The sequence below is a fragment of the uncultured Paracoccus sp. genome (genome assembly GCF_947496875.1).
GTDB lineage: Bacteria > Pseudomonadota > Alphaproteobacteria > Rhodobacterales > Rhodobacteraceae > Paracoccus.
In genome coordinates this window covers 1-203 of record NZ_CANMEH010000111.1, presented here as the reverse complement: position 1 = coordinate 203, position 203 = coordinate 1, and the positions used below count along the sequence as shown (strand labels likewise).

The following is a 203-nucleotide window of genomic DNA, read 5'->3' as shown; positions in this document are numbered from 1 at the left end:
CCGACCGCGCAGAACAGAAGCGCGATCTGGCTGACCCGGACCGGCCCGAGCCGGTCGATCAGACTGCCGCTTGCCAGGGACGAGATCATCGCACCCGAGTAGACCAGCCCGATGAACACGCCCGCAAGCTTGGCGGGATAGCCTGTCGCCAGCGCCGCCTGGGGCGCCAGAACGGGCACCGTCACTGCGGCCATGGATGCCAG

1 protein-coding gene is annotated in these 203 nt (G+C 69.0%); it reads right to left on the bottom strand.

Annotated features, from left to right (window positions below; all coding sequences use genetic code 11):
• The coding region (locus tag Q0938_RS19335) for a hypothetical protein (RefSeq protein WP_299365755.1) at positions 1 to 203 on the bottom strand (203 nt) is incomplete at both ends.